Annotated in this window: 19 protein-coding genes (1 of these 19 cut by a window edge); 12 read left to right on the forward strand and 7 right to left on the reverse strand. The window is 70.0% G+C overall.

The window, feature by feature from the left end; translation table 11 throughout:
* Positions 1–69: 69 nt before the first annotated feature.
* On the forward strand, positions 70–2544 hold the full coding sequence (locus tag OEB96_RS36450; protein ID WP_266221492.1) for a CARDB domain-containing protein: 2475 nt from the start codon (positions 70–72) through the stop codon (positions 2542–2544).
* Between the two features lie 149 nt (positions 2545–2693).
* Here OEB96_RS36450 and OEB96_RS36455 read toward each other — a convergent pair whose 3' ends face one another.
* From OEB96_RS36455 to OEB96_RS36470, 4 genes are all read right to left on the reverse strand, one after another.
* Positions 2694–3527 carry a protein kinase domain-containing protein gene (locus OEB96_RS36455; protein WP_266221493.1) on the reverse strand — a complete coding sequence of 278 codons (834 nt, stop codon included), beginning with the start codon at positions 3525–3527 and terminating at the stop codon, positions 2694–2696.
* A gap of 188 nt (positions 3528–3715) precedes the next feature.
* Complete coding sequence (locus tag OEB96_RS36460; protein WP_266221494.1) at positions 3716–5032, reverse strand: hypothetical protein; 1317 nt, start codon at positions 5030–5032, stop codon at positions 3716–3718.
* 120 nt (positions 5033–5152) lie between these two features.
* Positions 5153–6412, reverse strand: a complete 1260-nt coding sequence (locus OEB96_RS36465) for a sigma-70 family RNA polymerase sigma factor (RefSeq protein ID WP_266221495.1) — start codon at positions 6410–6412, stop codon at positions 5153–5155.
* Between the two features lie 227 nt (positions 6413–6639).
* The gene (locus OEB96_RS36470) at positions 6640–8124 is read right to left on the reverse strand and encodes a cryptochrome/DNA photolyase family protein (RefSeq protein WP_266221496.1); all 1485 of its coding nucleotides are present in this window, start codon (positions 8122–8124) and stop codon (positions 6640–6642) included.
* 334 nt (positions 8125–8458) lie between these two features.
* Here OEB96_RS36470 and OEB96_RS36475 point away from each other — a divergent pair, with 334 nt between their 5' ends.
* The 7 genes from OEB96_RS36475 (at position 8459) to OEB96_RS36505 (ending at position 14447) form a co-directional block, all read left to right on the forward strand.
* Positions 8459–8920 (forward strand): hypothetical protein, encoded by a 462-nt coding sequence (locus tag OEB96_RS36475; RefSeq protein WP_266221497.1) that lies wholly within the window; start codon positions 8459–8461, stop codon positions 8918–8920.
* Between the two features lie 219 nt (positions 8921–9139).
* Positions 9140–10072: a MerR family transcriptional regulator gene (locus tag OEB96_RS36480; RefSeq protein ID WP_266221498.1), complete on the forward strand. Its 933-nt coding sequence runs from the start codon at positions 9140–9142 to the stop codon at positions 10070–10072.
* 129 nt (positions 10073–10201) lie between these two features.
* Entirely contained in the window at positions 10202–11038 is an 837-nt protein-coding gene (locus tag OEB96_RS36485) for a phytoene/squalene synthase family protein (protein WP_266221499.1), read from the forward strand.
* A 12-nt stretch (positions 11039–11050) separates the two neighbouring features.
* Positions 11051–12100 carry a hypothetical protein gene (locus tag OEB96_RS36490; RefSeq protein WP_266221500.1) on the forward strand — a complete coding sequence of 350 codons (1050 nt, stop codon included), beginning with the start codon at positions 11051–11053 and terminating at the stop codon, positions 12098–12100.
* 8 nt (positions 12101–12108) lie between these two features.
* A complete protein-coding gene (locus tag OEB96_RS36495) occupies positions 12109–12723 on the forward strand; it encodes an RNA polymerase sigma factor (protein ID WP_266221501.1) in 615 nt (204 codons plus the stop codon).
* Positions 12720–13553 carry a hypothetical protein gene (locus OEB96_RS36500; RefSeq protein ID WP_266221502.1) on the forward strand — a complete coding sequence of 278 codons (834 nt, stop codon included), beginning with the start codon at positions 12720–12722 and terminating at the stop codon, positions 13551–13553. Before OEB96_RS36495 ends, OEB96_RS36500 begins: the two co-directional genes overlap by 4 nt.
* A gap of 69 nt (positions 13554–13622) precedes the next feature.
* Positions 13623–14447: a hypothetical protein gene (locus tag OEB96_RS36505; RefSeq protein ID WP_266221503.1), complete on the forward strand. Its 825-nt coding sequence runs from the start codon at positions 13623–13625 to the stop codon at positions 14445–14447.
* Positions 14448–14462: 15 nt separating this feature from the next.
* On the opposite strand, the gene OEB96_RS36510 is transcribed toward OEB96_RS36505, so the two are convergent.
* A complete protein-coding gene (locus OEB96_RS36510; protein WP_266221504.1) occupies positions 14463–15962 on the reverse strand; it encodes a YkgJ family cysteine cluster protein in 1500 nt (499 codons plus the stop codon).
* Positions 15963–16026: 64 nt separating this feature from the next.
* Here OEB96_RS36510 and OEB96_RS36515 point away from each other — a divergent pair, with 64 nt between their 5' ends.
* Together OEB96_RS36515 and OEB96_RS36520 are read left to right on the forward strand one after the other, a co-directional pair.
* Positions 16027–16770, forward strand: a complete 744-nt coding sequence (locus tag OEB96_RS36515) for an SDR family NAD(P)-dependent oxidoreductase (protein ID WP_266221505.1) — start codon at positions 16027–16029, stop codon at positions 16768–16770.
* A 195-nt stretch (positions 16771–16965) separates the two neighbouring features.
* Complete coding sequence (locus tag OEB96_RS36520) at positions 16966–18522, forward strand: serine/threonine-protein kinase (RefSeq protein WP_266221506.1); 1557 nt, start codon at positions 16966–16968, stop codon at positions 18520–18522.
* Between the two features lie 28 nt (positions 18523–18550).
* Here OEB96_RS36520 and OEB96_RS36525 read toward each other — a convergent pair whose 3' ends face one another.
* Entirely contained in the window at positions 18551–19120 is a 570-nt protein-coding gene (locus OEB96_RS36525) for a hypothetical protein (protein WP_266221507.1), read from the reverse strand.
* Between the two features lie 190 nt (positions 19121–19310).
* On the opposite strand from OEB96_RS36525, the gene OEB96_RS36530 reads away from it, so the two are divergent.
* Positions 19311–20597 (forward strand): CaiB/BaiF CoA transferase family protein, encoded by a 1287-nt coding sequence (locus OEB96_RS36530; protein WP_266221508.1) that lies wholly within the window; start codon positions 19311–19313, stop codon positions 20595–20597.
* A 59-nt stretch (positions 20598–20656) separates the two neighbouring features.
* On the opposite strand, the gene OEB96_RS36535 is transcribed toward OEB96_RS36530, so the two are convergent.
* On the reverse strand, positions 20657–23035 hold the full coding sequence (locus OEB96_RS36535; protein WP_266221509.1) for a DEAD/DEAH box helicase: 2379 nt from the start codon (positions 23033–23035) through the stop codon (positions 20657–20659).
* A gap of 71 nt (positions 23036–23106) precedes the next feature.
* On the opposite strand from OEB96_RS36535, the gene OEB96_RS36540 reads away from it, so the two are divergent.
* Positions 23107–23935: the 5' portion of an MFS transporter gene (locus OEB96_RS36540; RefSeq protein WP_266221510.1), read on the forward strand. The gene runs 389 nt beyond the window's last position; the window shows 829 of its 1218 coding nt (coding positions 1–829); the start codon lies at positions 23107–23109; the stop codon falls past the right edge of the window.

Consider the following 23935-nt stretch of genomic DNA (forward strand, 5'->3'; position numbering starts at 1 on the left):
GTCCGCCCTGGCTCCACGTCTCGCTACCTTCCTGGCACACCTGGCTCGAACAACGAGGATCACTTGAACATGAAACCGATAACGGCCCGTCGCTTCTCATTGACCCTCGGCTGTGCATCGCTGGCAACGCTCGCCACCGGCTGCCCCGACGACACTCCCGTCACCCCGGACGACACCGGCAGCACCACCAACACCAGCATCGGCACCCTCCCCCCCGACGACACCACCTCCGGCACCACCGCGGTCGTCGACGACACGGGCACCTCCGGCACCACGATCGTTCCCGACGGCACGGGAGACACCGGCGAGCTGTGCGAGACGATCCTGTGCGGCAACCCGGCCGAGTGCTGCGAGGCCGACCAGGAGTGCGTCAACGAGCAGTGCCTGCCCGCGTGCGAGACCGAGATCCGCTGCGGCGAGAACCAGGAGATCTGCTGCGACGAGGGCCAGGTCTGTCTGGCCAACTCCTGCGCCACGCCCACCGGCCCCTGCATCGACGCGTTCGACTGCGAGGAAGGCGAGTTCTGCGAGCCCACCCTCGATCAGTGCCTGCCCCAGCCCAACCCGCTCGACTGCGAGATCCTCCCCGACTTCCAGGACATCGAGATCACCCAGGAGTGGACCTTCGAGGAGGACCAGGTCATCTCCATGCCGGCCGTCGCCGACATCGACGGCGACATGCGGCCGGAGGTGATCATCAACACCTACTTCGACTCCGACCCCGGCGGCGGCTCCCAGGAGTTCTACGGCAACATCGTGGTCCTCGACGGCCAAGACGGCTCGGTGCAATTCCGCATCCAGAACAGCCCGGGAGCGGGCCAGTACGGCTCGTACTCCCGCTCCACCGTGGGCGTCTCCGACGTGGACGACGACGGCCTGCCCGACGTCGTCTACGTCGGCCGGCCCCAGGTCAACATCGCGCCGTTCGTCAACAACTCCTCGATCATCCACGCCATCAACGGCCTGGGTCAGCACCTGTGGTCGAGCCACGCGCCCGATGGCTCGCCGCACTACATCTACGTGCGCCACGGTGCCCCCGCGTTCGCCAACTTCGACGACGACGACGCCTCGGAGATCGTGTACGGCACCGCGGTGCTCGACAACGACGGCACCGTGGTGTTCGACCAGGACAACTCCTGGGCGCGCGGCGGCGGCGTGTTCGGCTCCAACGGCGACTACCTCGGCGGCATCTCGGCCATCGCCGACCTGACCGGCGACGGCTACCCCGAGATCATCTCCGGCCGCCAGGCGTGGACGGTCTCGTGGAACCAGCCGCCGATGGGGGCACCCAACGTCTCGCTGAACCTCTTGTGGGAGTACATCGGCCCCGACGGCTACCCGGCCATCGCCGACCTCGACCAGGACGGCGATCCCGAGGTGGTGCTGGTGGGCGACCCCGCTCCGTACGGCGGCGGCCAGGTGCTCGACGGCCAGATCATCGTGCTCGACGGCGCCACCGGTCAGCTGTGGTGCGGCGTCGATCCCACCGATGCCATGTGCGTGGCCAACCCCTCGCTGCGCACCCAGCCGATCTACATTCCGGGCGGCGGACGCGGTGGCCCGCCGACCATCGCCGACTTCGACGGTGACGGTCGGCCCGAGATCGCGGTCGCGGGTGGCTCCTCGTACTCGGTCTACGACCTCAACCGCATGGGCGAGGTCGTCGTGCAGCCCGCGGGCGATCCCCCGCCCGGAGCCGGCGACATCTACGTGCGCTGGACCTCCGTCACTCAGGACCAGTCGTCCAACACCACGGGCTCGTCGGTGTTCGACTTCCAGGGCGACGGCATCGCCGAGGTGATCTACGCCGACGAGTGCTACCTGCGCGTCTACGCCGGCGACACCGGCAACGTCATCCTCGAGCAGGAGAACAGCAGCGCCACCATCCACGAGTACCCGATCGTGGTCGACGTGGACGACGACGGGAACTCCGAGCTGCTCGTGGTGGCCAACGACGCCAACGCCATGACCGACTGCGGCTCGATCCCCGGCTACACCACCCGCCGCGGCCTGTTCGTGTACGGCGATGCCAACGACCAGTGGGTCCGCACCCGCCAGGTCTGGAACAGCCACACCTACCACGTGACCAACGCCACCGCCTCGGGCCTGACGCCGGTCATGGAGAACAACAACTGGGACGACCCGCAGCTCAACAACTTCCGGCAGAACTTCCAGGGCTCGGGCGTCTTCAATGCGCCGGATCTCCAGGTCAACCTCGCGATCAACCTGTCCAACTGCCTGGAGATGGAGTTCGAGGTCATCGCCACCATCCGCAACACCGGCTCCATCGGCGTCCCGGCGGGCGTCGACGTGAGCCTGTACCGAGGCACCGACGCCACCGGCACGCTGGTCGGCACCCAGCAGACCCCGGTGGCCCTGCTGCCCGGCGCGCAGACCAGCGTGTCCTGGCTCGAGCCCACCATGCCGATGGCGCAGGACTACTTCGTGGTGATCGACGCCGACGACGTGGAGCTCGTGACCGAGTGCGTCGAGGACAACAACACGGCGCTGGCCACCTCGGTGGCGTGCCCCGGGATTGGCTAGGCCCCCCCGCAGCCTGCTCGGGCTCTCGCACGACCTACTGCCCCCAAGGGGGGCTAGGCCCCGTCGACCGAGTCGAACCATGAACGCGGGCGGCGAACCCAGGTTCGCCGCCCGTTCTTCGTTGGTTCGCCAGGCTCACGTCGCCGAGATCAGCTCCCTGCGAGCGCGAGCCCGTGGGGCCGGGACGTCACCGCGACCGCCTCGCGCAGACGACGAGCGCATTGCCGTGCGTCGGTCTCGCGATGGAGCATCGACGCCCTCGTCATGCGGTCGAGCGCGAAGCGGGCGGCCACGGGCAGCTCGTCGAGCTCCGGGCGAAAGGCCACGCGCGCCCCCACGTCGAGCGGCTCGTCGGCAAACGGGTTCTCGCCCATGATGGCTTCGCACAGCACCACGCCCAATGCGTAGAGATCGGCCGAGGGGCGGCAGCCCGTGCCCGCGAGCTGCTCGGGCGCCTTGTACTGCGGCTGCACGAGCGCCTCGCGAGGGTCGAGCGCGATGGGCTCGTCGCCGGCGCTCTCGAACGCCACGTGGCTCAGTCCGGTCAGCTTGATCTCGCCGCTGGGCAGGAGCACCACGTCGTCGGGCGTCACATTGCCGTGGACCAAACCCTCGTCGTGGAGGACCGCCAGAGCCTCGAGCACCTTGGCACCCAGCTCGAACGCCTCGGGGAACGACAGCGGCCCCGCCTTCAGGCGATCGGTCAGCGTCTGACCACGGACCCCCTCCAACACCAGGCAGGGCTGGCGGCCCTCGTGCAGGCCGAAGTCGACCAGGCGCACCACGCGGGGATGGCGGACCGCCGCCATCGCCTCGCCCTCGAGCAAGGCCTCGACCGGATCCTCGTCGCGTGGCCAGAGCTTGATGTGAATGGGGGCCAGGGCGTGGAGATCCGAGCCCCGGTAGAGCTGGACGCCGTCGTGGTCACCCACGTGGGCGTCGATGCGATAGCGACCAAAGAGGATTTCACCGATACCAGTCATGGGGGCTGCCATTGGGGGTGGTCGCGTCTCTTTACCCGATGAAATGGTTGTGAACCAGAATGCGACTCGGTTTGGAAGTTAACATGCGGCATGGGGAGCGGCAGCCTCGATTGCGGCGCACTCTGCGTTTTGGGCGCCCTTCTTTGGGACGCTCGAGAAGGGATCGGCTGGGGGTGAGCCGGTCGAGGCTATCGATTCCCAGGCCGTGAGGCGGATGGCGAGTGCGGTGGCTGCGCTGACTGCGGTGGTTGCTGCGGCTCGATCCCGGTCGACCCCGCCGCATCGAGCCGCAGCTCGAGGATCACGTGCCGCTGCCCCTCGGGTGGCGGCACCAGGCCCTCGTCGCCCATCTGCAGCGCCGCGTTGGCCAGGTAGAGAAAGCGCTCGTCCGCGATCGCCCCCGTCGTGGGCCCGCGATAGAGCGGATGGTCACTGTCGAGGATCCGCCCCGCGATCAGCGTGCGCCCCTCCGCATCGAGCTCCAGCGCCCACACGCGTCCCGCGCCCACCACGTTCTGGATCCCCACCAGCGTCGAGCCCCGGCGCTCGAGCCCGTCGATCCCCGCGAGCGTGAGGATCCCCGGCGGAGGCGAGAGCAGCTCGACCGTGGGTCCATCGAGCGCCACCCGATGCAGGCCCTCGAAGTCCGCCACGACGATCGCCCGCTCGCCCTCGAGCTCCACGATGCCGTTGGGCGCAAAGAAGGTCCCCTCGGGCAGCAGCGGCTCGAGCGGCGCACCCGAGGACGCGTCGGGAGCCTTGCGCAGCACGGTGCTGGTGATCGAGTCCGTGACCAGCACCGAGCCATCCGACAGCACCACCAGGTCATTGAGCTGAGTGGGGCCGGCGGGTGCAGGCCAGCGGCCCACGGTACGCCCATCCTCCAACGAAAAGCCATGCACGGCGGCTTGGTCCCGATCGGCCTGCGGGTCATAGCCCTCCATCATCGGCATCGCCACCGCCGCCACGTACGCCCGATCGCGGCGCGCATCGACGGCGATCCCCAGCACACCGAGCAGCCCGTCCTGCGCAGACTTGGTCAGGGGGCGCGTGCGACCATCGAAGCCCGCGACCAGCACCTGCCGCTTGGCCATGCTGCCCACCAACATCTGCTTGCGCCGGGGATCCCACGCCACCCCCTCGGGCAGGATGTCGAGTGCATCGAGTTCGAACGCCACCGGCCCGTGTGGCACCAATGGCACTCGCGCCCTCGCTCGCTCGGCCAGGGCCACGAACGCGGGGTCGTCGGCCAGCGACTCGAATTCGTCGGGCGCCAGGGCGTAGTCCCAGCCCTCGATCTTCAGCAGCTCCTCGAGCCGGGCCAGCGCTCGGGCTCGATCCCCACGGCTGGCGTGGAACCGGGCCAGCACGTAGCGCGCCGGACCCTGGCGAGGATCATCGGCACACATGCGCTCGAGTCGGCGCATCTGATCCGGGACGTCGTCGCCGTCACTGGAGCTCGAGGGTACGGGCTCGGGCAGCGGGCGGCCGAGATCGAGGGTCATGGGCTGGCACCCAAGGGCCGACACTCCCAGGACGATCGCGCAGCAGCGGCATCGCATGCCGACAACGTGCCCCGAAGTCGCCAATTTCGTCGAATTTCGGGCGCATCGTGGCGGCCCGCCTCAGGCCGCCACGCCTTCCCCCACCTCGAAGCCCCTCTGCCTCAGCACCACGCGGATCTTCTCGAGCGCGCGCTCCTGGAGCTGCCGGATCCGCTCTCGCGAGAGGCCGTGGAGATCCCCCACCTCCCTCAATGTCATCGACGAACCGTCGTCGAGCCCGAAGCGGTGCCGCAAGATGTCGGCCTCCATCGGTCGCAGGGCCGACAGTGCGTCCTGCAGGGCCTCGTCGAGGTGGCCGTCGTGCAGCAAGTGATCGACCGTCGGGCCCTCGTCGGGCAGCCCCTCCATGCCCGCCTGCTCTCGCTCGCGATCGGGCGAGGTCAGCGAGGTGTCCCGCTGCAAGAGCGCTCGCTCGAGGCGCTCGAGCTTCCGCTCGGGCACGCCGAGCGCCTCGGCCAGCTCGGCCAGCTCGGGCGCGCGTCCGAGCCGCACCTCGAGCTCGCGACGAGCCTTGGCGAGCTTGTGCTGCAGCTCGACCACGTGCACGGGAAGGCGTACCACGCGACCCTTGTCGGACAGCGCGCGGCCGATCGCGTGACGGATCCACCAGCTGCCGTAGGTCGAGAATCGAAAGCCCTTGCGCGGGTCGAAGCGATCGACCGCCGTCAGCAGCCCGATGTTGCCCTCCTGGATGAGATCGGCCAGGGGCAGCCGCCCGTTGCGGCGGTAGCGATGGGCCATGCTCACCACCAGGCGGAGGTTGGCCCGCACCATCTCGTGTCGAGCCGTGCACAGCACCATGCGAGCGCTGCGAACCCCGTGGAGGTAGCGACGGAAGGTCGAGCTCCCGCGTGCGGGCGCCCGTACGTCGAGGCCGGCCTCGCGGGTCCGACCGGCGTCGATGCTCTCGAGATCGGCAAACAGGCGATCGGCCAGCTCGATCGAGGGATCGAGGTCGGCCAGCTGCTGGGCAAGGGCGTCTCGCACCGCCTCGGCTCGGGCCCGCTCGTCCTGACGGGGGCGCTTGCGAAGCACCTCGGCCGCCCGCTGCATCCTGGTGAGCAGCTTCGGCTCGAGGCCTCGCTCGGCCAGCGATGCTCCGATCATGCGGAGCATCGCATCGAGGAAGGGCGGGTAGCCGAGCAGTCGGCCCCAGTACTCCCGTCGCAGACGCAGGATCCGCTCCGCGGCGGACCTCTCCTCGTCCGCGGTCATCAACGTCTCTCGATCGAGATCGACGAAGTAGGCTTCCACTTCGCCGTCGAAACCCGGCGACGACGAGCCCCGCTCGGCTCGCACCCGGTCCCTCGCGGTCTTCATCGTCATCATCTGCATCGGAACAACCTCGCACGTCGTTTCTATCAGATCGTCCATTGTATGTCAAAGGTTACGAGAGATCGCGCAAACACGATGCAACGCACGATGGGCCGAGATCCCGCCAAATGGGCTCGGTTTGGCGAAATTCCGGGGATCCCGTAGGGATTGTTCAATCTTGGACGACCCGTCCAGGTTCAGACAGGCAGCGCATGACGCGCGACACCCCGGAACTACGGCGCCTCGCCATACCGCGCCAGATAGTCCCGTAGTCGCAGCTTCCGGCGCGTGTTGGCCGAGCTCATGTACCGCAGCTTGCCGAAGATCGGCCGCTCGGGTCCCCATGCTCGATCATAGCGACCCAGCACCCATGCGATCCCGCTGTACGAGTTGGGATCGCGTCCGTCCATGGCCCAGCGATCGTTGAGGGCGATCATCCGCGCCATCGCTTCCTCACCGCCGCTCGACCACTCGTAGATCCGCTTGCCCCAGAGCATGCGCAGGTAGTTGTGGATGCGGCCCTCTCGGAGCAGCTGGCGCTGGGCAGCGTTCCACAGCGGATCGCGGGTCCGCGCCGCTTCCAAAGCACCGAGGTCGTAGAGCTCGGGCCGGGGATCGCAGGCATGCTCGGCCATCGTGGCGCGGGCCCACGCCGGCAGACCCTCGAAGCGATCGGCGTCGTCGCGGTGCGTGCAGTAGTTGATCCCGAGCTCTCGCCACGTCACAAGCTCGTCGAGGAACGCCTCGGCCGCCTCGGACGTCCCCCAAGAGCCCTCGCGCGCGCCTCCCTGGGGCGGGCCGAGCTGAGCCGGGCTCCAGTCCTCGCGCGCGGCGAGTTCGAACAGCACCTGATGCACCGACACGTGCCCGTAGTGCAGGTAGGGCGACAGGCCGCTGCCCGCGTCCTCGTCGGGGTGGTTGCGCTGCTCCGGATAGCGCGCCAGGCCCTCGTCGAGGAAGCGCGCGAGCCGAGCCGCCCCGGCCCGCTCGCCGCCCGCAAGGGCGACCGGGGCCGGAGCATGGTCGATCGGCAGCGCAGCCGCCAGGCGCTCGGGTGCTCGCAGCTCGCGGGCCGTGGCCATGGGCCAGCGCCGCAGCACCTCGCGGGGCACCCGAGCCCGGCCGAGTTCGTGGCCGGCCAGGGGGTCGGGGCTCGGCAGCCGTGCCAGGTGCTCGGGCAGCTCGCGCTGCAGATGGGCGCGAAACGAGTGGGCCCGCGAGAACACCCGATCGGTCGAGCGGATCGGCAGCAAGCCGTTGCCGTCGATCACCTCGAGCCGGGTGGGCAGCCGCCGGGCGGCGGCATCGAGCATGCGCGGGAGGAAGTAGGCGGGAAAGTCGTCGGTGACCACCACCGCCGCCCGCTCGGCCAGCGCGGCCAACAGGCCCTTGCCCGCTCCGGGCCGGGGCTCCACGTAGGGCAGGTAGCGCACTCCAACGGTCTCGAGCCGCCGTGCATGATCGGCCATGCCCTGGAGCACGAACACGTGGTGACGGTCGGCGGCCCAGCGATGCCCCGCCCGCAGCGGCTCGAGCACCAGCAGCGGCTTGCGCAGCTCGTGGGCCCAGGCCGCCGCGCGCTGCAAGCCGAAGCTGTGGTGCGTGCGGCGGGCCGCGATCATCCAGTAGAGCACGTAGCTCGCGGCCGAGGATGGGGGACGATCGATCGTCACCCGCAGGCGCGAGTCGGGTACCGCGGCCTCGAGTCGCGCGCTCATGCCTGCTCGACACGACGGTGGGAATTCACGCCGGGAGTCTGGTTGGCGTCCAACAATTGTCAATGCATCGGCCAGGAGCGTCCAAGCAACGAGCATTCCTGGTGCGGCCGCGTGGCCCGAGCGCCACGCCCTTGCACAGCCGGTCCAACGGTCGGTCGATCCCCGAGCGCGCCTGACGAATCAGCCATTCACTACCGTCCTCGACCCATCGTGGGACGGTTCCCGAAGTGGACTCGGACCTGCGGTCGGGGGACGCCCGACCACGGCTCCGAGCGGTGTCCCAACCTCGGACCACCTCTTGCAACCCGGCCTTGCAGCTCATACACCTATCTTCATGGAGGATCGGGAGACGCTGGCGTTCGGCTTCGTCGACGACGTCTTCGTGGTCATCCATCTCGGAGATCGGGTCGACGAGCGCGAGTGGCAGGCGTGCATGCAGGACCTGACGCACTCGGCTCACACCTCGCGCGTGCTGCTGGTGGCCCGTGATCTCATGCCCGACGTCGGCCAGCGCTACGACCTGGGCGCGCTGCAGGAGAAGCGCTCCCTCAAGGTCGCGTTGCTCTCCGACGCAACCGCCTGCGCCCGCGTGGCCACGGCCCTCAAGTGGTCGGGCATCGCCGCCGATGGATTCCGCCTGGACGACCTCGACGGTGTGCTCGTGTTCCTCGGTCGTCCTTCCCTGCGAGCGCGCCTGTCCAGCGCACTGGGCCCGTACCTCGACCGCAGCTGGCAGCACGACCCGTCACTCTACGCGCCCGTAGCGGTCGAGCGAGTGGCCGACACCTTCACCTGAAGAAGGCCCGCAAGCGAAGGTGCCGCGCGAGCACGGCGAGCGCACGCTCTCGCGGCCTCGGCGATCCCTGCTCGGCCGGCGCTTCCCGGCGTCTCTTCCATGCCTTGCACGATCCCATGGTGCTCTACTCAAACATTTGACAGACATCGAAAAGGGTGCACAATCGTCGGGCAAGCAAGCGACCATGCGACGGGTCCGCCCACCCTGGAGATCGAGCCCTTGACCGACGACAAGGGCAAGTACCGCATCAACGCGGTTGCCGAGATGACGGGGATTCCCGCCGCGACCCTGCGCGCGTGGGAGCGGCGCTACGGAGTGCCCGAGCCACGACGCACCGAGTCCTCCTATCGAGTCTACAGCGACGCCGACATCGAGCTGATCCGTCGCGTTCGCGAGCTGTGCGACCAGGGCATGGCCCCGTCCGAGGCGGCCAAGCTGGTCATGGCCGACATCGAGCATCGGCACGCCCCGTCGGCCAACAGCGCCGACCCCTACACCCACGCGGCCGAGGCCATCGTGCACGCGGTGCAGGCCTATGATCCCAACCAGGTCGAGAACGCGGTGAGGCATGGGATGGCGCTGGGGCAGGCGTCGGTGGTGTTCGACCGCGTGTTCCGACCCGCCATGATCGAGATCGGCCAGCGCTGGCACGATGGTGTGTTCAGCGTGGGGCAAGAGCACATGGCCACCTCGATCGTCGAGGCCGCCACCAACTCGATGCTGCGCCTGGTGGCCCGCGAGGACGCCGACCGCACCGTCGTGATCGCCTGCTTCGCCGACGACACCCACACGATGGGCAGCCTGGGCTTTGCCCTGCACATGGCCTCGTGGGACTTCAACGTGGTGCGCCTGGGCGCCCGCACGCCGCCGCATGCGATCCGTCAGGCGGTGGACGAGCTCGACCCCGCGATCGTGGGCCTCTCGGTCACCATCACGCCGGCGGGGCATCGTGCCCGCGAGCTGGTCGAGGAGTACGCCTCCGCCTGTCGCGACACCCCGTGGGTGGTGGGCGGCCACGCGGCCACCCAGCTCACCGAGCTCATCACCCAGCACGGCGGCACCGTGGTCGAGGGACTCGACGCCCGGCACATGCGAAGCACCATCGAGGCCCTGGTGGCCAAGGCCCGCAAGCGCCGGCGTCCCACCAAGTAGCCCGAGCGGCCCGGTCGCCTGCGCCCCGTGCCCGAGAGCACCACCTGTGAGACACTCCTTGCGCAGGACTGGCCCGTGATCGCCAAGTGAGGGGATCGAGACGAGAGGTCGGCTCCGCGGATGGTCACGATGACCGAGCTCGCCTGGCCGGACGGCACCGAACGACGACCCTACTCCCTCGAGGAGGCCTATGCGTGGTGCAACGCGGTGGTGGCCGACCACCCCGAGCACTACCCGGTGGCGTCCAAGCGCATGGCCGAGCCGCTGCGTCGTCATGCCTCGGCCGTCTATGCGTTCTCACGGGTGGCCAACGCGTTCGCCGATCACCCCGACTACGCCGGCCGACGCCCCGTGTGCCTCGACACCTGGCAGGAGCTGCTCGAGCGCACCTACCACGGCCGGGCCGAGCACCCCGCGTTCGTGGCCCTCGAGGCCGCCGTCCGGCAATTCAACATCCCCATCACCCCGTTCCAGGACCTGCTGGCGGGCTTTCGCATGGACCTGCACAAGCACCGCTACACCACGTGGGGCGAGCTGCTCAACTACTGCTCGCTCTCGGGCGTGCCGGTGGGTCGGCTGCTGTTGTGGCTCGGCGGTGAGCAGCGCACCGAGCTCCAGGCCCTGGCCGACCCACTCGCGATCGGGCTGCGGCTGACCGACATCCTGCTCGACGTGGGCGCCGATGCTCGCGCGGGCCGCTTCTACGTGCCCGAGGAAGACCTGCTGCTGTTCGAGGTCACCACCGAGGACCTCGCCGCTGGCGTACGCAGCGAGGGGCTCGAGGAGCTGGTCACCTTCCAGGTCGCCCGCGCGCGCATGTGGTTTCGGCGGGCGCGCCCGCTGTTGCGCAAGCTGGGGCCGGGCCTGTCCGACGAGGTCGGCGAGATCTGGCGCAGCGGCATGCAGACCCTGCAGCGCCTCGAGTCGGGCGAGGCCGACGTGCTCGCGGTACGAGACGCGGTATAGGCTCGCGCGCCGATGATCGGGCCGAGCATGGCGCTGTGGCTGACCGCCACGATCGCGGAACCTGCGGCCGTCACCGTACCGCTCGAGTGGTCGGCGCCCTCGCAGTGTCCCGCGGGGCGTGAGGTCGGCGAGCGCCTCGCTCGTGCGCTTGCCGAGAGCGCCGCCGATCCCCGCGGCATGCGAGCGCGGGCCTCGATCACCGAGGGCGAGCGAGGCGTGCTCACCCTCGAGCTGACGCTCGAGCGCGACGATGGGCCCGTCGGTCAGCGAACCATGCAGGCCAGCGACTGCGACGAGCTGGCCAACGCGGCGGTGCTCGTCGTGGCGTTGGCCGTGGATCCCGAGGCTCGCCCGGAGCCGAAGCCCTCGCCCAACCCGCCGCCCGACCCACCGCCCGATCCCGGCGCCGGTTCCCCCGACTCCGACGTACCCGAGCCCCACTCACCGCCGAAACCGCCCCCCGCGGATGTGGCAAGCGCCGAGGAGCCCGAGCCAGGACCGGCCGGATCCGCGACGGACTCCACGCCAACCGAGCGCGCCCCCGCTTCGAGCACTCACGTGGGCCTGCGCGCGAGCGCGGGCGTGGGCGTCGCAACGCTGCCCCGTACCACCGCCGTGATCTCGCTGGCCGCTGCCACCTGGGGCCGTGCATGGCGGGCCGAGCTCGGCGCGAGCTACTGGACCCCCACGCCAACCGATCCCACCGGCGGGCGGATCCAGCAGTGGACCATCGATGCTCGTGGCTGTGGCTTGCTTCGCCCGGGCCCGCTGGAGCTGCCGCTGTGCGGAGGCCTCGATGCCGGCGCCGTGCATGGCGAGGGCGTGGGCGTGCTCGCCCCGCGACGTGCGGCCTCCTTGCGCCTGGCGGCGGGCCTCGGGGCCGCCCTCGTGTGGCGTCCCGCTCGCTGGCAGCAACGCGTGGGCCCGTGGCTCGGGGCCGATCTGCTCATCGCCCTGGTCCGCGCTCGCTTTCGTGCCACGCCCACCGCAGCCGAGCTCGTCTACTACACACCTCCCGTGGGCGCGCGATTCGCGGCGGGCATGGAGGTACGATTTCGTTGACGGAACCCGTGACCGGCGGACTCCAAGCAGGGGTGACGGTACGCGAGCCGGAGCCTCGAGCATCCGGCACCCCAAGGCCCGCTCATGCCGCCCCTCCCCGCACCCTCGAAGAGGTCTACGCCCGCCACTCCGACTTCGTGTGGCGCATCGTCCGGCGCATGGGCATCCCCGACCACGCGGTGGAGGACGTGATGCACGAGGTGTTCCTGGTCGTGCATCGTCGCCTCGACGACTACGACGGCCGTGCGTCGATGACCACGTGGCTCTACCACCTCACCCGCGGCGTGGTGAGCAACCACCGACGCAGCCGCCTCCGCGAGCAACGACGCCTTCGCCTGGTCGATCCCCGGCCCTCGGCGGCACCCGATCCCGAGGCCCACACCAGTCGAGGACAGGCCGCCGCGTTCGTGCGCGAGTTCCTCGAGCAGCTCGACTCCGACAAGCGCGAGGTGTTCGAGCTGGTCGAGCTCGATGGCTTGCCCGTGCCCGAGGTCGCCGAGCTGATCGGGGTCAACCTCAACACGGCCTACTCTCGCTTGCGGGCGGCACGGCAGCGCTTTGGCCAGGCGGTCGCCCGGATGCGGGCCGCCGACGGGCGCAGCCAAAGGAGCCAGACCGCATGAGCGACCTCGGGCCCAGCGAGACCGAGCCCGCTCTCGATACCGACGCTCGCGCCATGCTCGATGCGTTCGCGGCCGAGGAGCGGATCCCCTCCGAGGTCCACGAGCGCGTGTGGGCGCGCGTGGCCGCCGACGTGGCACGACCGGCCGCGCCGAAGTGGCCCCGACGTGCGCTCCTGGTCAGCGGCCTGGTCGCCGCGGCCGCGGTGGCAATGATGTGGACCGGTGCGCGATCGCTGCGCCCGGCCGACCAACGCGATCGCGCGAACCAGGCCGAGTACGGCCGCCAGGGCTCGGATCACCGCGAGGCGCTCGAACCCGGCCGGCCTCGGTCGCAGAGCACTCGCGCGCCGGTCCCCGGAAGCAATCCCGCCCCGAGCGACGGGCCGCAGAGCGCGACGAGCGAGACTCCGCTCGCAGAGCCCGAGCCCCCAACGCCCCCGTCCAGCGAGCCCACGCGCACCGACTCCGCGGACTCCGATGGCAAGTCCGAGCCGCGTCGCTCGACCGGCACCTCGTCCCGCGAGCCCAGCCCGACCGACGAACCCGACCCCACGACCGCCAGCGCAACGCTGCTCGACGAGCTGGAGATCATCCGGCGCGCCAACACCGAGCTGACCGCCGAGCACCCCGAACGAGCGCTCGCGGCCCTCGACGAGCACGCGCGCCGCTTTCCCTCGGGCGCGCTCACCGAAGAGCGTCGGTTCCTGCGCGCAGTGGCGCTGTGCAAGGCCGGCCGCGACGACGAGGGCAAGGAGCGAGCACGCGCGTTCCTGCAGACGTACCCACGGACGGCCTTCGCCGAGCGGCTTCGAAGCGCATGCCTCGAGTAGCCCGGTCTTCGACATTCGATCGAATTCTCGATCACGGATGCCGACCACCGCGGACTATCACCCGACACCATGACTTCGACCCTTGGCTTCATTCTTCGACGTTCCCTCCCCCTCTGCGCGGCTGGTCTGCTCGCGGGCCTGTGCGCCTCGGCCTGTGACCTGCCCGACAAGAACCTCGGCGACGATCCTCCCGGCACCACCGGCGGCACCTGCGAGCCCGGCGACGAGATGATGTTGGATTGCAACACGTGCTCGTGCCACGACGGTGAGTGGTCCTGTACCGCGATCGCCTGCGCCGACACCGACTCGAGCGCCGACTCGGGCAACACCTGCGACCCCGCCGACGAGCCCGTGGACGAGTGCAACAGCTGCTCGTGCGTCGACGGCCAGTGGGTGTGCACCACGATCGGCTGCGATCCGACCGACACCGACACCGACACCGACCCCGGCAGCTGCGACCCGGGCAGCAACCCCACCAACGGCTGCAACACCTGCGAGTGCCAGGCCGGCGAGTGGATCTGCACCGACGAGGCCTGCCCCGAGGAGCCCGCGGTGGGCCTGTGCGACGGCACCGAGCCCACCGATCCCGTCAGCATCATCGATGCCTCGATCGTCGGCGACACCCTGGTGCTCGCGGTCGAGTACGGCGGCGGCTGCGTCGAGCACATGTTCGGCTCGTGCTGGGATGGCTCGTTCGCGGAATCGGATCCGGTCCAGGCCTGGCTACAGGTCAACCACGAGGACAACGACGATCCTTGCGACGGAGTGGTCATGGAGGAGCGAAACTTCGACCTCTCCCCCATGCGCCAGGCCTGGATCGATGCCTACATGCAGGCCAACGGCACCATCACCCTGCACGTGGCCGACTGGGGCTCGATCGACTACGTCTTCTAGCCATCGCGAGCCCCCTCACACCTGCATGTCGTCCACATAGGCCCCGATCCCATACGCGCGCAGCATGGCCTCGACCAGGGCCAGCGGCGCGCGTAGATCGGGGTCCTCGTGAGCATCCGGGAGCACCAGCGACAACGAGCGCGCGACCCACAGGCGCACCGCCTCGTCGCGCAGCGTCGACACGAGCGACCCGCGACCCACCCAGCGATAGCCGTGCACGCCCATCCGCCAGTAGCGAGCCTCCTGCTGCGGGTGCTCGGGCGGCACCGCCAAGGCCTCGGCCAGCGCCGCTCGATCGCACAGCAGCTTCGTCAGGGTGGCGAGCCCAGCGGTGACTCGTCGCACCAGATCTCGCTCGCTACGCCAGGCCGCATGCTCGCGCGCCCGTACCGTGGCCCGGCGATGCAGCGCCTCCAGCCAGGGACCCACCGCCGCGGGCTCGGGCGGAGCCGCCTCCCATGCGCCCTCGAGCCCCGGTAGCCCGGCAGCGTGCGTGGCCGCATCGGCCAACGCCCACGAGGTGGCCGCCGCATCGCGGGGCACGGGACGAGCCGCGACGGCCGCGATCCAAGCACGCACCTCCGCCCGGGGCGCCCACCGTCCCGGCAGCACCTCGATGCCATCGGGCAACGAGCGCACCACCACCAACGAGGGCAAGGCGCTCGCATCGGTCCACTCCGGCTCCACGAAGGGCTCGGGCTCCCCACCCCGAGGCTCGAGCACGCAGGCGCACTCGGGCTTGGCCGACACGTGCACGGCCACGCCGTCGTCGACGAACACCCGGGGAAACGCGCGGCAGCCCCAGGGCTTCGCGGCGGCCCCTCCGGCGCGGTGGACCGCACACAGCCCGTCGTCCTGCAGGAACCCACAGGCCCCATCGCGAGCGATCGCAGCGAGCGCTGGTGCGGGCTCCGATCCTCGCACCGGCGAGAACCACCGCTCCGCCGGCACCGACCCCACGCGCCACCGCGGCAGCACGCTCTGCACCCGACGCGCTTCGCTCGGCAGCATCATCACCGTGCCGTAGAGGCGACAGCACGTGCCCGCACCATCGCAGCGCAGCACCTCGCCCGGCAGCGGAACGAGGGGACGAGGCACCGGCTGCGCATCGGTGGCCTCGTGTGGCGGTGGCCCAGGCAACGCCGCGCTCGCGCCTTCACGGCCCGGTACCGAACCAGGCAGCGGCTCGGCCCGCGGCTCGGCCGGCGCCGCATCCGGCGGCTCGGCCGCCTCCCCCGCTTCCACCAGGCCCTGCGCCGCCAGGTTCGCCAGCATCTGCCGAACCGCAGCCACGCGGGCATGGGCCCCCTGGCGACGAGCCGCGACCACGATCCCCTCCACGTCCCGCGTACCGTCGGCCACCTCGAGCAACGCCCACTCGCGGCTCCCGAGCAGCAGCACCTCGTCGCGGCTCTGATCGTGCAAGAGCACCCGCTCCTCGCCGTCGATCACGTGCCGCCGCGCCAGCACGTGCGAGGCCAGACGAGGACGCGAGGGCAGCGGGTCCTGGCTCATGCACCCATGCTCGCCCACCAAGGCCACGGACGCGAGGGGCAGCCTGCTATCCTCCGCGGCCATCATGGAGCGCGTGCTGATCCTAGGAGCCACCTCGGCCATCGCCAGCGAGATCGCAGCTCGTTACGCCCGCCGCGGCGCCCGGCTCTACCTCGTGGGCCGCGACCCCGCCAAGCTGACCGCCCTGTGCGATCGCCTCGGCTCGACCGTGGTCGGGCACGCCCGGGCCGATCTCGACGATGCCGCGGGCAGTGCCGCGTTGGTCCACACCGCCCTCGAGGTCCTCGATGGGCTCGACGTGGCCGTGATCGCCCACGGATTGCTCGGTCATCAGATCACCACCGAGCACGACTGGAACGCCGCCGAGCAAGTGCTACGAACCAACCTCCTGAGCCCCGTGTCGTTGCTGATCCCCCTGGCCAACGCACTGCAGGCCCAGGGCCACGGACACCTGGCCGTGCTGTCCTCGGTTGCGGGCGAGCGCGGACGCCCTCGCAACTACACCTACGGTGCGGCCAAGGGCGCCCTCACGATCTACCTCCAGGGTCTGCGCAGCCGGCTGTGGCGTCAGGGCATCGCCGTCTCCACCTTCAAGCTCGGTCCCGTCGACACCCCCATGACCGCCGACCACGCCAAGAATCCACTGTTTGCCACGCCGCAGGCGGTGGCGCGCGACATCGTGGCTCACATCGATCGAGGCCAAGGCGGCGCCGCCCATCTGCCGTGGTACTGGGCACCGATCATGAGCGCGGTGCGACACATGCCCGAGTCGATCTTCCAGCGCCTCGGCTTCCTGTCTGGCCGTTAGATCCATGCTGGATCCATGCTGGCGCTCGCCGCTCGCCGTGATCACCACTCGAGCGGCCTCGCATGGTCGATGGAGTCGCACGACCTCGCACCCGAGGACCGTAAGGAATCCCATGGTTCCTCGATTTCGCCCGATTGCAGCGGCTGACGACTGTTCCGTGCCGTCGTATCCTGGGTTTGCCCACGACCCGTGACCATGTCCTCTCCCTCCACCCGCACCGTCGTCGACCGGTGGCCAGCTCCCGATCCCCCGGCGATCCCCCATGTGGGCATGGACATCGCGGGACGCTATCGGTTGGTGGAGCGTCGCGGCCGCGGAGGCATTGGAGAGGTCTGGGAGGCGATCCACAGCCCCACCGGTCGTCGCGTCGCGATCAAGCTGCTGCTGCCCGCCTGGCAGACCGATCAGAACGTGCGCAAGCGCTTCGTTCGCGAGGGTCGCCTCGCGAGCACGATGCAGCACCGCAATATCGTCGCCATCCACGAGGCGGGCGAGGCCGACGACGGCCAGCCCTACATCGCCATGGAGCTGCTCGAGGGCCCTTCGCTCGATGTCGAGATCCAGCGCAGCGGCCCGATGCCCTGGGACCGCGTCAAGCGCATCCTGCTCCAGCTGTGCAGCGCGCTCGATCACGCCCACGCGCTCGGCATCGTGCACCGCGACGTCAAGCCCTCCAACGTGATGCTCGCACGTCGCCTGGGCGACCCCGACCGCTGCAAGCTGCTCGACTTCGGCATCGCCAAGCAGAGCCTCGTGAGCCAGCAAACCTCCCACCTGACCGCCGAGGGCCAGATGTTGGGCAGCCCCGGGTTCATGAGCCCCGAGCAGCTCCAGGGTCGCCCCACCGATCTGCGCGGCGACATCTACGGCCTGGGCTGCACCGGGTTCTATCTCCTGACCGGGCGCGTGCCCTTCGCCGGGGGCTCGGTCCCCGAGATGGTCCACAACGCGCTCTACCACAGCCCTCGTCCCCTCGAAGACGTGAACATCGAGGAGCCGCTGCGCCAGCGGATCGAGGCCCTGTTCCATCGTGCGATCCACCGCGACCCCGCGCAGCGCTTCGACTCCATCCTCGACTTCGTGGTGGCGCTGAACCACGTCGACACGTCCGACAAGCCGATCCAGCGCTGGGTGTCACTTCAGGCGACCGCGACGGGCAAGCCCGCCGTGGGGCTCGAGCCGACGCTCGAGACCAAGCCCGCCCCCACCGCCGAGACCGAGGCCATCGCCACCACCGAGGGACCCATCGAGGTCGCCAACCTCGACGCCACGACCCGCAATCCCACCCCCGTGCGGCTCGGCCTGATGTCCACGCTGGGTCACAGCTGGATGCTCACCGGGCGCACCACGGTCGATCGCTCCACCTGGGCCGGCGCGGAGGGCTACCTCGAGATCGCCCGCGTCCCGCCCGACGTCGTGCTCGTGCACATGAGCGGCACGCTGGAACCGGCCGCGGCGACGCCGTTCCTCGAGCACCTCCCCGAGCTCCTCGAGCGCCACCAGCCGTGCCACGTCTTTTGGCACATGGGCTCCATCAAGAGCTATCCCTCCAGCGTGCGCGATGCCGTGCTGCAAGCCCTCACCGAGCACCGCGACTGCATCGAGTCGGTTCACGTGCTCAATGGCCCGGGCCTGGTCGGCATGGCGGTATCGCTGGCCACCGTCGCCCTCGGCAGCCAGCGCTACGTGTACGAGGACCAGCCGTCGTGGCGAGCCGCGCTCGACGCCTTGTTCCTGCGCTATCGAGAATAGGCCGGCAGCAGACCGGCAGCCCAGCGGCTCAGATCCCCGCCAGCGGATCGTTGCCGCCCTCGACGATCTCGATGCGTGGTCGCGGCGGCTCGGGGGCGGGCAGCTCCTCCGCCGTCACCGTCTTGGGCGCCAGCTTGAGCGAGAGCGCCACCTTGCTCCCCTTGCTGCGCACGATCTTGGCCTTCTTGGCCGCGGCCTCGACCGTGACCGACTCGAGCACGGCCTCGCCGTCACGTCGATAGCCCAGGGTCACGGCGAGCTTGCGGCCGCGCTCGTCGAGCTTGCGCACGCTGATGTCGACGGCATGCTCGTGACCATCGGCCAGCAGCGCCAGCGCCGTGTCGGTGTCGAGCTCGACGAGCCGATCGATCTGGCCGACCGCACGTCCGTCGGCGGCGATCCGCAGCTCGAGCGCCACGACCTCACGGGTCTCGCTCTCGGCTGGAGCCTCGCTCGGGCTCTCGCTCGGAGCCGCGGCCTGGGGATCGTCGGCCGCCAGGACCGGGGAGGCCGGAGCCGTGGTCAGCAGCGCCGCGGCGAGGGCGGCCGCGCTGCCGAAGCTGTGAAGGGTGGAAGCAAGCGCAAGACGACGGGGCAAGACAGGTAGGCCAAGCATGCGATGGCGGTCTCTGACGAAGGTCCCCGGAGGCGATTCACGAAGGTTCCCGGGCCCGCACCAATTCGCCGCAATCACTGCAACAATTCACGATCCCATCCCCTGCTCCAGGAGCCGCCCCCTTGGCGACCATGACATCCACGCCATACAAAGCGACGGGAGCGACCTTGCCGTGAGCGCCGAAGACGATCTCCAGCCGCCCGCTCCGCCGCTGCGCGGGGTTCGAGTCCTCGATTTCACCCAGAACCTTCCCGGCCCCTACGCGAGCTTGCTGCTCGCGTCGATGGGAGCCGAGGTGATCAAGGTCGAGCCCCCGCGCGGCGACACGGGTCGCTTGCTCGGGCGGCTGTTCGACATCGTCAACGCCGGCAAGAAGAGCATCGTGCTCGACCTCAAGACCGACGCCGATCGAGCGCGCCTGCACGCGCTCTTGCCCCACGTCGACGTGCTGCTCGAGGGCTTCCGTCCCGGGGTGATGGAGGCCCTCGGCGGCGGGCCGACCCAGGCGCTCGCCCGCAATCCGCGGCTGGTCTACTGCTCCATGAGCGGCTACGGCCAGCACGGCCCCTACCGCGAGTATCCAGGGCACGATCTCAACTTCCAGGCGCTCGCGAGCGTGTGCCACATGATGCGCGACGGGTCCGGGCATCCGCTGGGCTGTGCGCTGCCGATCGCCGACCTCAGCTCGGGCTTGAGCGCGGTCGCCACGATCGTCGCCGCGCTCTACGGGCGCCAGCGCGACGATCGGGGTCGGCACATCGACGTGGCGCTCACCGATACCGTGCTGTCGTGGGCCTATGTCTGGGCCGAGGGTCTGACGCCTTCGGATGCCAAGCTCTCGGGCACGCTGCACCCGCTGCGGCGCTGGCTCGACACCAAGGCCGCCAAGGGCCAGGGCACGCGCCGTCTTGCCGAGACCGCGTCGCGCTGGCTCGGGCGACCCGACACCGCGGCCTCGGTCGACCGCGTGGGCCGGTGGCTGGGGCACACCGCCGCCTGGCAGAACCTGCTGCGCCTGCGACTGCACGCCCTGCCCCACTACGCGCTCTACCAGTGCCGCGACGACCGCTGGATCAGCGTGGGCATCGTCGACGAGCAGAAGTTCTGGGCCGCGCTGTGCGAGGGCCTGGGGCTGCCCGAGCCGCTGCGCGTCTCGATGACCGCCGTGCCGCTGGGGGCACGCGTGGTGGGGTCCCGTCCGCTGCGCCGCGTGATCGCCACGGCCTTCCGCCGCCATGGGCTCGACCACTGGCTGCGCGTCCTCGACCGCGCCCACGTGCCCGTGGCGCCCGTGCTCACGCTCGACGAAGCCCTCGCCGATCCGCAGCTGGCCGGACGCGTGCTCGATCCCAGCGGTCACGCCGTCACGCCGATGCCGTTTGCCTGCATGCCGCTGGGACGGTCGCCTCGGCTCGGCGAGCACACCGCGGAGGTGATGGCCTCGCTCCCGCCCGAGTGAGCCCGCACTCGCCACGACGCAGCCCCCAGGCAGGCAGCCGCACGGAGCGGTCGTGTGGTTCAGTCGTCGTCGCGATCGCTCGACAGCGGCGCGAACAGATCGTCCACGTCGTCCTCGGTGAGCTCGAGGCTGGGATCGCCCGCGCACAGGATGCTGTCGGCCAGGTTCTGCTTGCGCCGCTGGAGTCCCATCATGCGTTCCTCCACGCTGCCCGCCACGATGAGGTTGTATACGAACACCGGTCGGGTCTGACCGATGCGATACGCCCGATCGGTGGCCTGCGCCTGCGCGGCCGGGTTCCACCACGGATCGTAGTGGATCACGGTATCGGCCCGCGTGAGGTTGAGCCCGGCCCCGCCCGCCTTGAGGCTGATGAGGAACACCTCGGCGCGGCCCTGCTGGAATGCATCGACCATGGCCTGGCGATCGGGCGTGGAGCCGGTGAGGCTCACGTGACGGATCCCTCGCTGCCGCAGCCCCTCGCTGATGAGGGCGAGCATGCTGGTGAATTGCGAGAACACCAGCACCCGTCGGCCGCGAGGGAGCATCTCCTCGAGCATCTCCATCAGCGCCTCGTACTTGGCCGATTCCTCGACCAGGCGGGCCGATGGCACCGAGACCAGGCGGGGGTCGCAGCACACCTGCCGCAGCTTCATCAGCGCGCTGAGGATGTCGATGGTCGAGGCCGCGATGCCCTTCTTCTTGACCACCTTGCGCACCGCTGCGTGGGCGGCGAGCCGGATGCTCTCGTAGAGATCGCGCTGGCCGCCCGCGAGGTCGACCGTTCGAACGATCTCGGTCTTGGCCGGGAGGTCCTTGGCCACCCGGTCCTTCATGCGGCGCAGGATGAACGGCGCGACCCGCTTGCGCAGGGTCTCGAGCCGGCCCTCGTCGCCGAAGCGCTCGATCGGCACCCGAAACGCCCCGCGAAAGCGCTCGGCGCTGCCGAGCAGGCCGGGCATGAGGAAGTCGAACAGCGCCCACAGCTCGTCGAGGTTGTTCTCGAGCGGCGTGCCCGTGATGCACAGCCGCAGCTCGGCGTCGATGGCCTTGACCGCCTGGTGGATCTGGCTGCGCACGTTCTTGACCGTGTGCGCCTCGTCGAGGATCTGCAGCTGGAAGCGGTGACGGGAGAACACCTCCATGTCGCGCAGCACCAGCGGGTAGGTGCTGATCACCACGTCGGAACCCTCGATGCGACCGAAGCGTTCGTGACGCTTGGGGCCGTGCAGCACCAGCACGCGCAGACTGGGCGCGAACTTGTTCAGCTCGCGCTTCCAGTTGCCCACCAGGCTCGTGGGCGCCACCACCAGCGAGGGAAGGAGCAGCCGACCCGCCGCCTTCTCGGTCACGATGTGCGCGATGGTCTGGAGCGTCTTTCCCAGGCCCATGTCGTCGGCCAGGATCCCTCCGGCTCCGTGCGCACGCAGGTTCTGCAGCCAGTTGAGGCCCTCTTGCTGGTAGGGACGCAGGGTCGCCTTCAGCTCGGGCGGCGCGGGCACCAGCGGGAGCTCGGCGTCGCGGGACAGACCCGCGCGACGTCCTCGCAGATCCACCTGGCCGCGTAGCTCCAGCTGCGCCTCGCCGAGCGCATCGTCGAGCTCGTCGAGATAGCTGGGTACGAGCTCGGGGATCCGCAAGCAGCCCTGGCCGCTCCCTTCCACCTCGTAGAGCTCGCGCACCACGCGAAGGATCGCTTGCAGTCGCTCGGCCGGGACCGGCAGGTAGCGCCGGTCTCCCACGGGCACCGCGGTCATGCGCTTGGCCCGACGCAGGAGCGCATCGAGGCCGGCCCCGCGGCTCTGCTGCAGCAGCTCGAGCAGCAGCGGGAGCAGGTCGACCTTGCGACCGTCCACGTCGACGCCGAGCTCGAGCTCGAACCAGTTGGTCTCGTCATCGTCGGACGCCTGGAGATCGGCGTACCACTTGGCCCCCTCGACCACCCGACACTGGTAGTCGTCGGCGATCTCCACCCTCCAGCCCATCGAGCGCAGCCGGGGGACGGCCTGGGCCGAGAACGCACACAGAGCATCGATGTCCCCGGTCACGTCGACCACGTAGTCGGGCTCGTCCTCGTCGAAGGTGGCGTAGGTATCGAGCTCGGACAGCTCGACCGGGCCAAAGCCCTCGAGCACGCGGCGGACCCGGGCCTCGCCCGCGGGATCGCGCCGTCGTGGAGCGCCGCCCCCCTTGGACTCGAGGAGATCTCGGGGATCGCCCGCGCGTACGCTCACCCCGCCGTAGTCGAACGACAAGAACAGCACCGCCGTCTCCACCTCCTCGTAGTCGCTGCCCAGGCCCCCGCTCTGGTCGACCAGGACGGGCTGGCTCACCAGGCGCAGGCACGGGGTGAAGGCGTCGGGGATGGAGCGGGGCTGGGCGCTCGGGGCGTTCGGAGATCGCTCGGAGGACGGTGTCGAGAGCGGGGGGGTCCGCACGGAGGCCGCATTATGGACGAAGCTGGATCCGTGTCCAGTTCTGAACGGATCTCGAGATCCGATCTCCGGACGTGACGACGCTCGAGATCCATGCGATGGGTGCTCGGCTGGTGCCGCGTCACGACTTCCGGCTCGCGCTTCGGCTCTCGATCGTCTACGTGGCGATCTTCGTGTGGATGGGCGTGTACCTGCCCTACTGGCCGGTTTGGCTGGCCCATCGGGGCCTGTCGCCGAGCGAGGTGGGCATCTTGCTGGGCGTGAGCCCGTGGACGCGCGTGATCGCGAGCCCTCCCGCAGGGCGCTGGGCCGATCGCAGCGGCCAGGCCAACCGCCTGATCACCGGGCTCGCCGTGCTGCTCGCGGCCGGGCAGTGGTGCTTTGCGTGGGTCGAGGGCTTCGGGGGATTGCTGCTGATCACAGTTGCAGTGGGGTTCGTGATCGCGCCGATCATCCCCTTGCTCGACGGGTTGACGATCGGGGCCGAGGCCGAGGGAAAGGTGAGCTACGGACCCGTGCGCCTGTGGGGCTCGGCCGCGTTCATCGGAGCCTCGTGGGCCGGGGGCGAGCTGCTCGAGCGACAGGGAGAGGCGATCATCCTGTGGCTCCTGGTGGGGGCCGCAGCCGGCGGCGCCGTGGTCTCGCTGCTGTTGCCCGGCGGCGAGCGCTCTGCAGGACCTCCGCGGAACGAGACCGAGGGACCCGTCATCTCGGACGGCAGCTCGTCGTGGTCGCGCCCCTTCGTCGGCTTCTTGGTCGTCACCGCGCTGCTGCATGCGAGCCATGCGGTGCTCTACGCCTTTGGCACCCAGCACTGGCGCACGCAGGGGCTCGACGAGAGCACGGTGGGGCTGCTGTGGGCGCTGAGCGTGCTGGCGGAGATCGTGCTGTTCGCGATCGCTC

Origin of the sequence: Paraliomyxa miuraensis, assembly GCF_026337845.1 — a bacterium.
Lineage (GTDB): Bacteria > Myxococcota_A > Polyangia > Nannocystales > Nannocystaceae > Paraliomyxa > Paraliomyxa miuraensis.

Excerpts from the sequence above, each read along its gene's own strand:
- OEB96_RS36450 (WP_266221492.1), top strand. The coding sequence starts at position 70 with ATGAAACCGATAACGGCCCGTCGCTTCTCATTGACCCTCGGCTGTGCA.
- OEB96_RS36455 (WP_266221493.1), bottom strand. The coding sequence starts at position 3,527 with ATGACTGGTATCGGTGAAATCCTCTTTGGTCGCTATCGCATCGACGCC.
- OEB96_RS36460 (WP_266221494.1), bottom strand. The coding sequence starts at position 5,032 with ATGACCCTCGATCTCGGCCGCCCGCTGCCCGAGCCCGTACCCTCGAGC.
- OEB96_RS36465 (WP_266221495.1), bottom strand. The coding sequence starts at position 6,412 with ATGAAGACCGCGAGGGACCGGGTGCGAGCCGAGCGGGGCTCGTCGTCG.
- OEB96_RS36470 (WP_266221496.1), bottom strand. The coding sequence starts at position 8,124 with ATGAGCGCGCGACTCGAGGCCGCGGTACCCGACTCGCGCCTGCGGGTG.
- OEB96_RS36475 (WP_266221497.1), top strand. The coding sequence starts at position 8,459 with ATGGAGGATCGGGAGACGCTGGCGTTCGGCTTCGTCGACGACGTCTTC.
- OEB96_RS36485 (WP_266221499.1), top strand. The coding sequence starts at position 10,202 with ATGACCGAGCTCGCCTGGCCGGACGGCACCGAACGACGACCCTACTCC.
- OEB96_RS36490 (WP_266221500.1), top strand. The coding sequence starts at position 11,051 with ATGATCGGGCCGAGCATGGCGCTGTGGCTGACCGCCACGATCGCGGAA.
- OEB96_RS36500 (WP_266221502.1), top strand. The coding sequence starts at position 12,720 with ATGAGCGACCTCGGGCCCAGCGAGACCGAGCCCGCTCTCGATACCGAC.
- OEB96_RS36505 (WP_266221503.1), top strand. The coding sequence starts at position 13,623 with ATGACTTCGACCCTTGGCTTCATTCTTCGACGTTCCCTCCCCCTCTGC.
- OEB96_RS36510 (WP_266221504.1), bottom strand. The coding sequence starts at position 15,962 with ATGAGCCAGGACCCGCTGCCCTCGCGTCCTCGTCTGGCCTCGCACGTG.
- OEB96_RS36515 (WP_266221505.1), top strand. The coding sequence starts at position 16,027 with ATGGAGCGCGTGCTGATCCTAGGAGCCACCTCGGCCATCGCCAGCGAG.
- OEB96_RS36520 (WP_266221506.1), top strand. The coding sequence starts at position 16,966 with ATGTCCTCTCCCTCCACCCGCACCGTCGTCGACCGGTGGCCAGCTCCC.